At 58.2% G+C, this 13,968-nt stretch carries 13 protein-coding genes and 1 pseudogene; 11 read left to right on the plus strand and 3 right to left on the minus strand.

Annotated features, from left to right (window positions below; genetic code table 11):
• Positions 1-7: 7 nt before the first annotated feature.
• Entirely contained in the window at positions 8-379 is a 372-nt protein-coding gene (locus tag IDH41_RS05800; RefSeq protein WP_190859121.1) for a toprim domain-containing protein, read from the minus strand.
• A gap of 103 nt (positions 380-482) precedes the next feature.
• Positions 483-1,667 (minus strand): MFS transporter, encoded by a 1,185-nt coding sequence (locus IDH41_RS05805; protein WP_190859123.1) that lies wholly within the window; start codon positions 1,665-1,667, stop codon positions 483-485.
• A 165-nt stretch (positions 1,668-1,832) separates the two neighbouring features.
• Between IDH41_RS05805 and IDH41_RS05810 the strand changes: the two genes are divergently transcribed.
• From IDH41_RS05810 to IDH41_RS05820, 3 genes are read left to right on the plus strand one after another with little or no spacing between them, the layout of a single operon-like run.
• Positions 1,833-2,282 (plus strand): hypothetical protein, encoded by a 450-nt coding sequence (locus IDH41_RS05810; RefSeq protein WP_317890684.1) that lies wholly within the window; start codon positions 1,833-1,835, stop codon positions 2,280-2,282.
• A gap of 5 nt (positions 2,283-2,287) precedes the next feature.
• Entirely contained in the window at positions 2,288-3,445 is a 1,158-nt protein-coding gene (locus IDH41_RS05815) for a transglutaminase domain-containing protein (RefSeq protein WP_190859127.1), read from the plus strand.
• A 38-nt stretch (positions 3,446-3,483) separates the two neighbouring features.
• On the plus strand, positions 3,484-5,529 hold the full coding sequence (locus tag IDH41_RS05820; RefSeq protein WP_190859129.1) for a peptidoglycan D,D-transpeptidase FtsI family protein: 2,046 nt from the start codon (positions 3,484-3,486) through the stop codon (positions 5,527-5,529).
• 496 nt (positions 5,530-6,025) lie between these two features.
• Here IDH41_RS05820 and IDH41_RS05825 read toward each other — a convergent pair whose 3' ends face one another.
• Positions 6,026-6,724 (minus strand): DUF7002 family protein, encoded by a 699-nt coding sequence (locus IDH41_RS05825; RefSeq protein WP_190859131.1) that lies wholly within the window; start codon positions 6,722-6,724, stop codon positions 6,026-6,028.
• Between the two features lie 118 nt (positions 6,725-6,842).
• On the opposite strand from IDH41_RS05825, the pseudogene IDH41_RS05830 reads away from it, so the two are divergent.
• From IDH41_RS05830 to IDH41_RS05865, 8 genes and pseudogenes are all read left to right on the plus strand, one after another.
• Positions 6,843-7,007: pseudogene (locus IDH41_RS05830) on the plus strand (cupin domain-containing protein); the annotation flags it as partial.
• Positions 7,008-7,259: 252 nt separating this feature from the next.
• Positions 7,260-8,219: a metal ABC transporter solute-binding protein, Zn/Mn family gene (locus IDH41_RS05835; protein ID WP_223829472.1), complete on the plus strand. Its 960-nt coding sequence runs from the start codon at positions 7,260-7,262 to the stop codon at positions 8,217-8,219.
• A 34-nt stretch (positions 8,220-8,253) separates the two neighbouring features.
• On the plus strand, positions 8,254-9,066 hold the full coding sequence (locus IDH41_RS05840; RefSeq protein WP_190859133.1) for a metal ABC transporter ATP-binding protein: 813 nt from the start codon (positions 8,254-8,256) through the stop codon (positions 9,064-9,066).
• Between the two features lie 3 nt (positions 9,067-9,069).
• A complete protein-coding gene (locus tag IDH41_RS05845; RefSeq protein ID WP_190859135.1) occupies positions 9,070-10,014 on the plus strand; it encodes a metal ABC transporter permease in 945 nt (314 codons plus the stop codon).
• Positions 10,011-10,883, plus strand: a complete 873-nt coding sequence (locus IDH41_RS05850) for a metal ABC transporter permease (protein ID WP_190859137.1) — start codon at positions 10,011-10,013, stop codon at positions 10,881-10,883. Before IDH41_RS05845 ends, IDH41_RS05850 begins: the two co-directional genes overlap by 4 nt.
• A gap of 208 nt (positions 10,884-11,091) precedes the next feature.
• On the plus strand, positions 11,092-12,540 hold the full coding sequence (locus tag IDH41_RS05855) for an ABC transporter substrate-binding protein (protein WP_190859138.1): 1,449 nt from the start codon (positions 11,092-11,094) through the stop codon (positions 12,538-12,540).
• 163 nt (positions 12,541-12,703) lie between these two features.
• Positions 12,704-13,456 carry a Cof-type HAD-IIB family hydrolase gene (locus IDH41_RS05860; RefSeq protein ID WP_190859140.1) on the plus strand — a complete coding sequence of 251 codons (753 nt, stop codon included), beginning with the start codon at positions 12,704-12,706 and terminating at the stop codon, positions 13,454-13,456.
• A 7-nt stretch (positions 13,457-13,463) separates the two neighbouring features.
• Positions 13,464-13,946: a DUF456 domain-containing protein gene (locus tag IDH41_RS05865; protein WP_190859141.1), complete on the plus strand. Its 483-nt coding sequence runs from the start codon at positions 13,464-13,466 to the stop codon at positions 13,944-13,946.
• Positions 13,947-13,968 lie beyond the last annotated feature (22 nt).

The following is a 13,968-nucleotide window of genomic DNA, read 5'->3' on the forward strand; positions in this document are numbered from 1 at the left end:
CAGCACATTAGAACTCATCTTTGCTCCACATGGAAGCGGGACTCGGCGCAGGGTAAGCGATATGCGCGTCTAGGCCCGCTTTTTCCAACTGCTCGATCAAATATTCCTCCGGCGTATGCTCGACGCCCGAATAGCCTTTGCGCGTATAGATATGCTCGGCGTCCGGGAAGACGTCCCGCAGCAGCGAGCGGATCCGCTTGCCCGACGAATCGTTGTCGGTGAAGATGTACACCTGATCGCAGTCCGCTTGCTTCCGCAGCTTCTCCAGCTGCTCGGTGCCGGGCGTTCCGTAGGTGCAGTAGATCGGCACGTCGTCGTGAAGTACGCGCTTCAGCTTCGATTTATCGTTTTTTCCTTCGACAATAATGGCAATATCCATATCAGGTCACCTCGCAACGCTTCGGGTTACTGAATAGTTTACCACCGATTGCGGATTTTACGGAACGAAAAAAATAAGCCGCGAGAACGAGCCGCGTACCGTTTCAAGAGTAAAAGGTGCGCGAGGTCACGAGCCGCGACCCGTGAAAGGGCAGCACGGACACGGCGATCATCAAGCCGAGGAACGCGATGTAGTAGGGAGATACGTGATCCCGGATATGCCCCGCCGCGAGCGGGCCGATGAAGGCGCCGACCGAGAAGGCGACGGACAGGATGGAGAAGGTTCGCCCGTATCGCCGGCCGCCGCTCAGCTCGATGAGCAGCGTCGACAGCGCGGGCAGCACGATGCCTTTGCCCATCCCGACGAGAAGCAGCAGCGCCGTAAGCGGTACGGGAATCGAGGAGGCGATGCAGAAGTAGACGATCGCAAGACCGAGCGATCCCCATAACGTGCGCTGGAAGGCGGACACTTTGTTCAGGAACAGCATGCTCAGCGTGACGAGCGCGCCGATGCTGACGACGGAGAACAGCAGGCCGGTCGTCATCATCGCCTCCTGCGAATTGCCCAGGAGCGGCAGCTCGAAGGATAAAATGCCCTGCGCGCAGCTGAGAGCGACCGGCAGCAAATATATAAGCCACGGAATCGGCGCAGCCGCCTCCAGCGGGAGCTTTCCTTTCGACTGCGGCTTGGGGGCCGGCTCGTCCGGCTCGTCCGACGCGTCCGCCTGCTTCGCGGCGGCCGGCGGAATGTCGCGGATGAAGAAGAGCGCGAGGACGGCCGTTACGATCAGAATCCATCCGAGCAGCGTGAAGGCGGTCGTGAAGCCGATTCGGGCGACCAAATAAGCGCCGGCAGCGGGGGACACGACGGACGCGATCGTATGGACGAGCCCGTTGCCGGCCATAAGCTTGCCCTGCTCCGTGAGATCGCTCGTAATTCGGGCGAGCAGCGCCAGGCAGGCCGGGGACAGGAACGCGAGCACGAAGCCGCTGATCGAGCGGAGTACGAGCAATTGCCAAGGGTCCGTTACCTGCGATTGAAACAGGAGGACGACGCCCGCCGCGAGCAGGCTGAATACGATGAACAGCCTGCTCCCGTAGCGGTCGACGCCGAAGCCGGCGATGAGATTGCCGGGCAGATGCGTAATGGAATACATGCCCATCATAAGGCCGATGAAGGAAGGCGCCGCGCCGAGCGAAATCGCGAACGGAGTCAATATCGGATATTGCGCGTGAAGGTCGAAGAAAGCGACGAACAAAAACAAATAAAGCCAAACCGCGGTTTTCACAAAGCCAGGCCTCCTTGCGGATAATCGTTCTAATCTACTTGTACGTTTCGGATGGACAGGATATGTCTGGCGAAAAAGGAAGGATGCGTTTACGCCCTATGGGCGGTAGGTTATAATGTTTTGTAATAGCGTATGGCAAGAGGTATAATAGAGGGGGACTACGTTTTGGATTTTTTGGATTTTTCGACTTATGATCTGGATACGTGGACGGCTTTTTTCAAGGAGCATTGGTTCGTGCTGGTCGTCGCGCTCGTCGCGCTGCTGCTCATTATCCGAATCGTGAAGACGGTCGTGAAATGGGCGCTCGTCGCCGCGATCGTGCTCGGCATCGTCATATACAGCGGCTACAGCATGGACGACTTGAAGGAGATCGGCTCCAAGGTCGCGGACACGGTCAGGCAAGAGGCCGTGAACGCGATGGTAGGCGAAGCGAAGGATGCGACCTTCTCGGCGAACGATGACGGCACCTTTACGGTCAAAACCAATAACGTCGAGCTGACCGGCGAACCGGGCGCGAACGAAGTTTCCATCAAGTTCCGGGGCGCTCCGCTCGGCAAGTGGGAGCTTGACGGCACGATACAAGCCTTCATCGACCAAGCGAAGCAGAACGGGTGACGGCCATGAACGATTGGGTTCAATTGTTCAAACAGCCGGAGCCTGTCGCGATAATCGTCATGCTGCTGCTGCTTGTTTCGCTCATGCAAGGATTGAGGAGAGGCGCATCGGGGTCTGCGAGGCGCCTTTTCTTTTTTGTATGGGAAGGCGTTGCCGTCGTCCTGTGCCTGCTGCTGGCGAGTCAGCTCGCTAGCAGATTGTCGCCGGCATTCGCGGACTTGCTCGTCCGCCGCGTCAGCGTGCCGCTGCGCGAGCTGAACGGGGCCGAGCAGGCGTGGTTCACGCTGCTGACGAGCCTGCGCGATTTCGCGCCGCTGCGTTACGGCGTTCTGTTTCTGCTGGGCTACTTGCTGCTGCGAGCGTTGGCGGCTTTGGCCGAACCGCTTCTCGAGCGGCTGGTCGAAGGGATGCTGACAGGCGGGAGGCGGGAAGGACGGGAGGACGCGCCGGGACGAAGAAGCGCGAGCCGGTTCGCGGGCGCTTTGATCGGCGCCGTGCACGGCGCGGGCCGCTCCTTCGTGTTCGTCGCCTTGCTGTTCGTCTACGTGACGCTGATGCCCGGAGGCTGGTACGCGGACAAAATCGCGGAGTCGCCCCTCTATTCGGAGGCCGCTTCATGGCTGGAGCCGGTTGCCGGCGACGTGCTCGAAGGACAAGGACCGGTGCTTGCGAAGACGGTACAGGCGCAGTTCAAGCAAATTTTACAGCGCAAATACGAGATTATCGATTACGCCGTTCCGGCGGAAATCGAAGAAGCGGCCTTGTACGTGACGAAGGACGCGAGGACGAAGGAAGAGAAGGCAAGAAGCCTGTACGACTGGCTTGGCTCGCGGATCGCCTATGACTGGGACAAAGCGAACAACTACGTCGAGCGGGGCGTCTGGAAGGAGCAGACGCCCGCGGAGACGTTCGAAACCCGCACGGGCGTCTGCATCGACGTCGCCCGGTTATACGCGGTGATGGCGCGGTCAGCCGGGCTTGAGGTCCGGGTCGTGACCGGCATGGGCGCCGACGGGCGGGGCGGATACGGTCCGCATGCCTGGAACGAGGTTCAGATCGGGGAAGGCGCGGAGAATTGGATTCCGCTGGACGCGACGTGGGCGTCCTCCGGCGATTGGTTCAACCCGCCGGAGTTCGATAAGACGCATATTCGGGAAGCTTGATTTATACCTTTTACTTAGAGGCAATGAGGTGAACATCCATGCAGGACGATCCGCAGAAGCGGGAAATCATTAACCGGCGGCACTTTTCGTTCCGCCTGAACTTTTTCTTCTTTATTACGTTCGCTTTGTTCAGCATCTTGATCGTGCGGCTGGCCATCCTGCAGTTCGTCGAAGGGCCGACGCTCAGCGCGGAGGGCATCGACAAAAGCACGCGCAGCGTGAAGCTGCCGCCGATCCGGGGCAATATTTACGATTCGACCGGTTATCCGATCGCCTATTCCACTTCGACGCAGTCGCTGTACTTCAGCATTCAGCCGGAGTTGAAGCTGGCCGACGCGAAGGAGAACGCGAAGCAAATGGCTGTCCAGCTGGAGAAAGTATTCTCGAGGTACGGCGATCCGGAGAAGGCGATGACGGTGGACGATATCGTCCGCCAGATGGACTTGGAATTTAAAAGGAATACGATCTCCACGCCACGCCGCATCAAATCGGGGCTGACGAAGGAAGAGATCGCGTATTTCATGGAGAACCGTTCGGACTTCAAAGGCGTGGAAATTATGGAGGAGAGCGTCCGCAACTACGACGAGAACTCCATCGCCGTGCAGCTCGTCGGCTATTTGAAGAAATACAAGGGCGTACGGGAAACGGTCGATTTCTACAAGGAAAAGAGCGAAGAGACCGATCCGACGCTTCAATATTTGGACGAAGAGGACGTCGGCCTGGACGGCCTCGAGCGGATGTACCAGGACGTGCTGCGCGGCAAGAACGGGCTGAAGACGTATCCGGTGAACAACGCGGAGATGATTATCGGCCCGATGCAGATCACGAATCCGGAGAAGGGCGCGGACCTGTATTTGACGATCAACAAGAACGTGCAGCTGAAGACCGAACAAGCGATCATGGATCATATCCAAAAAATAAGCACGTCCTCCAATCAGTATGAACGGGCGGAGTACGCGAAGACCGGCTTTGCCGTGGCGATGGAGGTCGATACGGGCAAAGTCGTGGCGATGGCCAGCATGCCGGATTACGACCCGAACATTTGGGCGGGCGGCAAGATCAGCAGCGAGGATTACGAAAACTTCAAATTCGTCTTGTCGAACGGGACGATCAGCTCGGTATACGGAAGATACGAGACCGAGGAAGAAATGCGGAAGCATCCGTCCTCCATTGTACCTCCGGGTTCCACGATGAAGCCGCTGTCCGTCCTCATCGGCCTGAACGAAGGGTTGTTCACGCCTTCCACCCGCTACACGGATACGGGAGTATTCTCCTTCGGCAAGAAGGGCTACGAGCGTTACATTCGAAACTCGCTCAACCACGTGTACGGAAGCCTGGACGGCTCGAGGGCGATCGAGCATTCCTCCAACCCGTTCATGGCGGCCATGATCGGCAACAAGCTCTACATGCGAGGCGACGTGAACGGCAAGAGCAGCGTCGAGATTTGGGACGACTACATGAAGCAGTTCGGCCTCGGGGTATCGACCGAGAGCGGATTGCCGGGCGAATCCAAGGGCATCATCGAATACTTCGGCGAAGCCGAGCGGGGCAGCTCGCAGTCCGCCCTCATCTTCGCTTCCTTCGGGCAGCAGGGCCGCTATACGACGCTCCAGCTGGCGCAATACACCGCCATGCTCGCGTCGCGCGGCAAGCGGATCAAGCCGCAATTCGTGAACGAGATCAAGGATTCGGACGGCAACGTGATTCAGAGCTTCAAGCCGGAGATTTTGAACACGGTCGATATTCCGGAGGCGTACTGGGAAGAGGTCGAAGCGGGAATGTCGAAGGTTAACTCGCAAGGCTTCGAAGGCTTCGAGTACAGCTATAACCGGAAAACGGGGACGTCCGAGCAGGACGTCGCGTCCCGCCGCGCGGAGAACGCGGTGTTCATCGCGTACGCGCCGGCCGACAAGCCGAAGCTTGCGGTCGCGGTCGTCGTGCCGGACGGCGGCTTCGGCAGCTATGGCGCTTCGCCGATCGCCCGCCAAATTTTCGACGCGTACGACGAGGAGATCGGCCTGACCGGCGTTCCGAAGAAGAAGACGGCCGGCGATTCGGATGCGGCCGGCCAGACGGGCGAATAACGCCGCCGGGACGAATGACGGCGAGTAAGCGGTGCAAGGCGGTTCTACCGCCGCCGGTGCCCCTACATGGGCGATCAGGTCTAAAAAGTAGACCTGATCGGCTCTCGAGCGGGCAAAAAGCCCAATCAGGGCTAAAAATTAGACCTGATTGCTGCGAAAGGGGCCAATTTGCCCCTGTGCGCGCCGAAATGAGCGAATCAGGTCTAAAAATTAGACCTGATCGGCTCTCGAGCGGGCAAAAAGCCCAATCAGGTCTAGAAATTAGACCTGATTGCTGCGAAAGGGGGCAATTTGCCCCTGTGCGCGCCGGAATGGGCGAATCAGGTCTAGAAATTAGACCTGATTACTACGCATCCGCGCATTTTGATTCATACGAGCACATAAAAGAGGGACTTTCTCCGATACCATGTTGGTGGGGAGGGAGAGTCCCTCTTTTTTTAGTCTGGCGAAAGCTTGGGGTAACGCCGCCGCCATGCGCACGCAGCTCCGCCAGCATCTAACCGCCGCCGTTCTTTTGCAAATCCGCCAGCGGCCTCACCAGGCGCCGCCATCGTACGGGCAGCTCGTCGCTGCGGTCGACGTAAACGGCCAGCAAATGCCCGAACACGCCGCGAACCTTATGTTCCACTAAAATTTCCTTGATTTCGGACGCCTTCGTCGGCACCGGGTTATGAGCGTCAAGCTTGAAGCGGCTAAGCGGCAAAAACATGGCCAGGCTTTTCCGGTACGAGCAGCGGGAGGGGTAGCGCGGCGAGCTGCCCGAGTCGTATTTCGACAGCTTGACGGCCGAATAATGCTCGAGCAGCAAGGAAGGCGCGTCGAACGCCAGCACGGCGAACCTCTCCCCAGGCTCCCTGCGGGCATAGGAGTCGATCATCTGACGGCAGTCGCGAAGCGTTGGCCACAAAAATACGTGCCGGTCCAAAAAGGCTCGGAACTGCTCCTGCTTAACGGAAGCGTCGAACATGCCGTCCGCGATCCGCAAATGGGCGTTAACGGTCATCGTATAACCGTCATGCTTCGATTGCGCGGCCCCCGGCCTGCGCCGTCCCGCTGCGAGGGTCGGATTGATTTTCACGCTGGGCCATAACGCGTCGAAATGGGCGATGGCCGGCAAATTGCTCGCTCTCGTAAAATGCCACAGCCGCTTCCTGCTCTCGGCTTTCGTAATTGCGGCCACGATTTCTTCTTCCATTCGCAGAACTCCTTATGCTTCATTGCTTTTTTGGGCGGTTCGCCGCATTTGCCATTTGTCTGAAACATAAGATGGGCATAAAGACAAAAGCCTATCGGGCGAAAGGAAGCGAATTGAAGTGGCGATTTCTTACATGGACTATGCGTCGCCGAACGTACAGTTTACTTATGATCTAAACGATAACCCCTTATTCAGGAAGGACAGCCGGAATTATATTAACGAGCTCTCCATCAAGCAGCTGAATACGCTGGGCAAAACGACTCTGCTGGACATTTACCTCTCGTAGCAACCTCAGACTGCGGGGGACTGATCCCCGGCAGTTTTTTTCGTATTTGCGCGCAGTGGCCGCAATTTCCGCCCGCCTCGTGAAATTGCGCTGCGCTTTACAAAAAATAAATGTTGCACTAGAGAAACATTTTTGTGTATTATTAAAAAAAAGGCTTCAGGCAAAATAAGATTCGTCCGGCAAAATAAGATTCATAAGGGCAATCAAACGGGCATATAAACCATTACCGGGCATCAGGAGGAATAATCGATGAGGAAAAAGTTCAAAACGAATTCGGCGATCCGCCGGTTCATCATGACGATCGTGTTTTTGGCGGCCGCGGCGCTCGTCACTTCGGCTTGCGGCGGCGAGTCGGCCGGAAGCGACGGCGGGAAGCTGACCATTACGGCGACGACCGGAATGATTACGGACGTCGTACGCAATATCGGCGGCGATTACGTCGAGGTAAGCGGCCTGATGGGAGCGGGCATCGATCCCCATCTGTACAAGGCGTCCCAAGGGGACGTGAAGAAGCTGGACGACGCGGACATTATTTTTTACAACGGCCTGCATCTGGAAGGGAAAATGGGAGAGATGTTCGAAGCGCTCGAGAAGCGCAAGCCGACGGTTGCGGTATCCTCCTACTTGAAGGAGGAGCAGCTGCATGCCGCGCCGGACCAGGGGTCGGGCGCGCATGATCCGCATATCTGGTTCAACGTGAAGCTATGGATATCGGCCGCCGAGGTCATTCGCGATACGCTTGCCGAGAAGGATGCGGCGCACGCCGACTACTACAAGGAGCAAGCCGCCGCTTATATCAAGGAGCTGGAGGAGCTGGACCGTTACGCGAAGGAGCAAATCGCCCTAATCCCCGAAGAGAGCCGGATTCTGGTCACGGCCCATGACGCGTTCGGATACTTCGGCGAAGCCTACGGACTGACGGTAACGGGGCTGCAGGGCATGAACACGATGTCGGAATACGGGTCGAAGGACGTCAGCAAGCTGCGCGATTATTTGGTCGAGAACAAAATCAAAGCGGTCTTCATCGAATCCAGCGTTCCGAAAAAATCGATCGAATCCGTCATCGAAGGCGCGCGTCAGCTCGGTCACGAGGTCGTTATCGGCGGCGAGCTGTTCTCCGATGCGATGGGGGACGAAGGAACGGAAGAGGGCACGTACATCGGCATGGTGAAGCATAACGTGGATACGATCGTAGCCGCTCTGAAATAGTCGCAGACGCAATACGGAAAGGAAGTGTTGCAGCATGAACAGCATTCAAACGCAAACGGAAGCCGAGCGGCCGGCGGCATCGCCGGCTCCGCTTACCGTTCAGGGCTTAAGCGTCGCATACCAGAAGAAGCCGGTGCTCCGCAACGTCTCGTTCGAAGCGCGGGAAGGCGAGCTGATCGGCGTAATCGGGCCGAACGGCGCGGGCAAGTCGACGCTGATGAAGGCGGCGCTCGGTCTCATTCCCTCCCTCGGCGGAGAAGTCAAGGTTTACGGCAAGCCGTATAAACAGCAGCGGAAGCTGATCGGCTACGTGCCGCAGCGCGAATCGGTCGATTGGGATTTTCCGACGAATGCGCTGGACGTCGTGCTGATGGGCAGGTACGGGCATCTCGGCTGGTTCCGGCGTCCGGGCGCGAAGGAGAAGGCGATTGCGATGGAAGCGCTCGGCAAGGTCGGCATGGCCGACTTTGCCGGCAGGCAGATCAGCCAGCTCTCCGGCGGCCAACAGCAGCGGGTGTTCCTGGCGCGGGCGCTCGCGCAGGACGCGCGGCTTTATTTCATGGACGAACCGTTCGCGGGCGTCGACGCGGCGACCGAGAAGGCGATCATTACGCTGCTGCAGGAGCTGAAGCTGCAAGGGAAGACCGTCATCGTCGTCCATCACGACCTTGCGACGGTGCAGGATTATTTCGACTCCGTGCTGCTCCTGAACGTGGAGCTGCAGGCTTACGGGCCGACGGAGCAAACCTTCACGCAGCAAAATTTGCAGCGCACGTACGGAGGCAGGCTGGCCTTCCTCGACCGCAGCCTGCCATCGCAGCCGCCTGGCGGCGGAGGAGGCGAGTAGACGATGGATCAAATCTGGTCGATGCTCTCCGATCCGAACATGCAATGGATTTTTCTCGGCTGTACGCTGCTCGGCCTGAGCAGCGGGGTAATCGGCTGTTTCTCTTATTTGCGCAAGCAGAGCTTGATGGGCGATACGCTCGCCCATGCCGCGCTGCCGGGCATCTGCATCGCCTTCATGCTGACGGGCGTGAAGTCCATCGGGCTGTTCCTGATCGGAGCGGGCGCCGCGGGGCTGATCGCGACGTTCGGGATCGGCTACATTACGAGGCATTCCAGGCTGAAGCAGGATGCGGCGATGGGCATCGTGCTGTCCGGCTTCTTCGGGCTCGGCATCGTGCTGCTGACGCTGATTCAGCACGGCGATTATGGAAATCAGTCGGGTCTGGATAAATTTCTGTTCGGGCAGGCCGCATCCATGATCGGCTCGGACGTTCTGACGATGTCGATCGTATGCGCGCTGCTCATTACGGCATGCACGTTATTGTTCAAGCAGTTCAAAATCATTTCGTTCGATCCCGGATTCGCGCGCGGGATCGGCTATCCGGTCGCGTTCCTGGAGCAGCTGCTCATGCTGCTGATCGTCGTCGCCGTCGTCGCGGGCATTCAAGCGGTAGGCGTCGTGCTCGTCGCCGCGCTGCTCATCACGCCGGCCGTATCGGCAAGATACTGGACCGACCGGCTTGGCCTGATGGTCGTCCTATCCGGACTGTTCGGCGCGGCAAGCGGCGCCGTCGGCACATGGATCAGCGCGTCCGTATCGAATTTGCCGACCGGACCGGTAACGGTGCTGGCGGCGACGCTGCTGTTCGGCGTCTCCGTCCTGTTCGGTCCGAAGCGGGGCTTGGTCGCGAAGCGGCTCATGAGAAGAAAAGTCAAGCAGCGGTTTAACCGCGAGTCCGATCCGCTCGCCCAGAGCCATGTGAAGAAGAAGGAGGCGGCGTTATGAGCGAATTTTGGATATTGCTGACGGGAGCGCTCGTCGCCAGCTGCTGCGGCATACTTGGCGTGTTCCTTGTCCTGCGCAAAATGGCCATGATCGGCGATGCGATCAGCCATTCCGTCATGCCCGGCATCGTCATCGCCTTCCTGCTCAGCGGCTCGAGGGATTCGCTGCTCATGATGTTCGCGGCGCTGATCTTCGGCCTGGTGACGACCTTTCTCATCCAAATGTTCCAGCAGAGCGGCATTCAATCCGACGCCTCGATCGGCGTCGTCTTCACCGCCCTGTTCGCGGTCGGCGTCGTGCTCGTGAGCTTGTACGCCAGGCAGGTCCATCTGGACCAGGACGCGATTCTGTACGGCGAGATTGCTTACGTTCACTGGAACATATGGGAGCTTGGCGGCATCAATATGGGGCCGAAGGCGGTCTGGCTGCTCGGCTTTACGCTGCTGGTGATCGCTGCGGCGATCGGGCTGTTCTACAAGCAATTCAAGCTGTGCGCGTTCGATCCCGCATTAGCGGCCGCGATCGGCATACCGGTCGCCCTGTTCCATTATTTGCTGATGGGGCTCGTGTCGATGGCGACGGTCAGCTCGTTCGAAAGCGTCGGCGCCATTCTCGTCGTCGGCCTGCTGATCATACCGGCATCCACCGCCTATTTGCTGACGGATAGGCTCGGCGTCATGATCGGCTTAAGCGTCGGGGCGGGCATCGCGAGCACCGTCATCGGTTACTACGCGGCCGCGCTGCTGGACGCTTCGATCGCGGGCTGCATGGTTTGCGCCGCCGGCGCGCTGTTCGCGCTTGCGCTGCTGTTCTCCCCTTCGCAGGGCATCGTAATGAAGAAGCTGCGGCTCAGAAGACTGGCATCGTAATTGCCGGCATGGCACAACAAGGCATTCAAGCCGAACGGCTTGGATGCCTATTTCAATTTTTTGAAACTTTTCCCAAGGCAAACACGTTCTATATTTGGGTCTATTTGGATGAACGCGATGTACAAGCTTACATAAGCGGGAAAGGCGGTGAAGGGAGAGAAGCCGTACAGACGCAGAGAAGACTTACAATGGGAACGGGGGACTACATATGTTCAGGAAATTATGGACGAAACAGATTGCCGCTGCGACGGTGATGGCGGTCGCGCTGTCCGGCTGCAGCTTCGGGGCTGGAACCGGGGACGGGCAGAACGAACAATCGACGCTAAGGGTCATGTTTTACGACGAAGGCTCGTTCTTCGAGCAATACGGGATGCTGTTCTCCGCGCTTTATCCGGACGTCGACATCGAGGTCGTCTCTACCCAGAATATGTATACGGACGAAGTGACCGATTACAACGAGGCGACCATGACGTTCATCGAGGAGAAAAAGCCGGACATCGTCATGCTGAGCCAGGAGCAGTACAAGACGATGGCGGCGGACGGCAAGCTGTACGAGCTCGATTCGGTAATGGAGAAGGAAAAATACGACACGGAAGGGCTCATTCCCGGCCTTCTCGATTATATGCGGGAGCTGGGAGGCGGGAAGGTGTACGGACTTGCGCCGAGCTTCTACAGCCAGGTGCTGTTCTACAATAAAGCGCTGTTCGATAAGTATCAAATCGACTACCCGACGGATAAGATGAGCTGGAACGAGGTTATTTCGCTTGCGCGGCGCTTCCCGACCGAAGGCGAGCCGAACGAGCGGGTTTACGGCCTCAAGATGGGCTACAACGAAGAACTGTTCGATATGGCCGGCATGCTGGCCTCGGCCGACGGCGTCAATTACGTGAACGCGTCGCAGAAGCTGATGACGATCGACTCCGATGCGTGGAAGAACGCGTTCCAGACGGCGCTCGACGCGATCGAGTCGAACGTTCTTTATTTCGAGAGCATGAGCCACGGGGCGATGGCGGAAGGACAGGCAACCACTTACGAGGATTATTTATTGAGGGATCCGTTCGTATCCGGCCGTCTCGCGATGGCGATCGGCGACAGCAATTACGTTAATCAGATCGAGCAGGCCGCGGGGAACGACCGCGTGAAGGACAAGGTCGTCCAGGACTGGGATCTCGTCACCGCTCCCGTCGGTATGCAAAATCCGGATCAGAGCAATATGATGCAGTTCCATAACCTGCTCGCGATCAGCGCGGATTCGCCGAACAAGGAAGCGGCATGGCAGTTTCTGCAATACGTGACCGGCGACGAATACGCGAGGGTGAAGTCCAAGTCGAACAATTACAACGGACTTCCGGTGCGCACGCAATATATTAAGGATGAGGAAGGGCGCAATTACGCCGCGTTCTACGCGCTGAAGCCAAGCACGTTCGACAGCTACAAGGACTTCGACAAGCTGCCCGAGAACTTCTGGATGGAATTCAGAACCGCCGCGAGCGGAGAGCTGCAGAAGGTGAAGGACGGCAATCTGTCGCTCGATGAGGCGCTTCAGCTGCTGCAGGTGAAGGGGCAGCAATTGCTCGACAAGGAAGAGCCGCCCGCCGGGGACGGCGGGAATGCGGGGGCGGAGAATGCCGCCTCCTCCGGCGAATCGTCGCCATAACTTATCGAAGGAGCGCGCTTCCCGTCTTCGGGCGAAGGAGCCGCTCCTTCTTTTTTACCCCCGGTCCGTTTGGAATCCGGCGCAAATGTGCTAAAATGATTTACTAGTTACATATGCTCCGATCATTCAAGCCAATTGATAGCGAAAGTAAGGAGGCACCATGTTGGGACAATATAAACTGGTTGCGCTGGATATGGACGGGACGCTGCTGAACGAACGTTCCGAGATCAGCGCGGAGAACGCGGAGTGGATCGGCAAGGCGCTCGATGCGGGCGTCATCGTCAGCTTCTCGACCGGCCGCGGCTTCCGAAGCGCGCTGCCCTATGCCGAGCAATTAAAGCTGGAGACGCCTATGATCACGGTGAACGGCAGCGAAATCTGGAGCAGGCCGCATGTGCTTCATAAGCGGACGCTTCTGAGCCCCGTCTATGTGAAGCGGCTGCACGAGCTTGCGCTGCGGCACGGCGAAGCCTGGTTCTGGGCGTATACGACGGACGACATTTACAACAAAGAGAAGTGGATCGATCCGCAAGGCGATTACGAGTCCCACCACTGGCTGAAGTTCGGTTACTACACGGAGGACGACGCCTCACGGGAGCGGATCCTTGCCGAGATTCGAAGCTGGGACGCGCTCGAGATTACGAATTCGTCGCCCCACAATCTGGAGCTTAACCCGAAGGGCGTCTCGAAGGCGACGGCGATCGAAGAGCTGTGCGGCTTGCTCGGCATCGGCGTGTCGGAGGTCGTTGCGGTAGGCGACAGCCTGAACGACATTGCGGCCATCCGCGCGGCGGGTCTCGGCGTAGCGATGGGCAACGCGCAGCAGGCGGTGAAGGAAGCGGCGGATTACGTCACGCTGACGAACGACGAGCACGGCGTGGCGGAAGTGATTAGACGATTCGTATTGAAAGGTTGAGGAGCGTATGGACATACTAGGTTGGGCGCTGATCGTCCTGCTGTTCGCGATTGGCATGGCCGGCGCCGTCTATCCGATTTTGCCAGGCGCGCTCGCCATTTATGCGGCATTTTTCGTATATGGTTTCTTCTTCTCGTTCGGCGAATTCGGCATTTGGTTCTGGCTCATTCAGACGATTATCGTCATCGTGCTGTTTATCGCGGATTACGCGGTCAGCGCCTGGGGGGTCAAGCGGTTCGGCGGCTCCAAGGCCTCGATCGTCGGGAGCACGATCGGCATCATTATCGGCCCGTTCGTAATCCCCGCGTTCGGTCTGATTATCGGGCCGTTCGCGGGGGCGGTCATCGGCGAGATGATCGCGGGCTCGAATATGGAGAAATCGCTGAAGGTCGGCGTAGGATCGGTCGTAGGTCTCTTTACGAGCGTGGTCGTTAAGGTTATCCTTCAATTGATCATGATCGCGCTGTTCGTGTTGTGGCTCGTATTCTAATTGGGAAAAGGAAGATGACGGG

Source organism: Paenibacillus arenilitoris, from assembly GCF_014705655.1.
In the GTDB taxonomy this organism is placed as follows: domain Bacteria; phylum Bacillota; class Bacilli; order Paenibacillales; family Paenibacillaceae; genus Pristimantibacillus; species Pristimantibacillus arenilitoris.